Raw genomic sequence first — 515 nt, forward strand, 5'->3', positions numbered from 1 at the left:
TATTCTTCCAAAATATGCAACGCAAGTTGTGAAAGTATCAACCGTTGAATATACAGTAGCAATCATTATTGGTGGCATAGGCTGTGCTTTCTCTATGTTATTTTTATCAAAAATCATCGACAATAATAGCAAAGGGTTTATGTATGGAGTTATTTTTAGTGGCTTTATACTATATACAATTCTTATATTCGGGCTATCTACAATTACAAATATATATATAGTTTGGGCCATAGGACTTTTTATTGGGCTAATGTACGGTATCCTCTTACCGGCTTGGAATACCTTTATGGCTGGGCATATTAATCCTAACGAACAGGAAGAAACATGGGGCGTGTTCAACAGTGTTCAAGGCTTCGGTTCAATGATAGGCCCACTAGTCGGAGGTCTAATTACTCAATTTACTAATAATTTAAATAATACCTTTTACTTTTCAGCGATGATTTTTCTTGCACTTGCAGTATTTTACGGATATTACTTTATTAAAACAAACAGAAGGGTTAAACCTTAAAATCTAT

General features: G+C 33.8%; 1 protein-coding gene. It reads left to right on the plus strand.

From position 1 onward, the window contains the following. Positions 1 to 508 (plus strand): MFS transporter (locus IE142_RS40515; RefSeq protein ID WP_191889542.1); only part of this gene is annotated, 508 nt, incomplete at its 5' end. Positions 509 to 515: the final 7 nt, after the last annotated feature.

Origin of the sequence: Streptomyces mutabilis, assembly GCF_014649815.1 — a bacterium.
GTDB lineage: Bacteria > Actinomycetota > Actinomycetes > Streptomycetales > Streptomycetaceae > Streptomyces > Streptomyces mutabilis.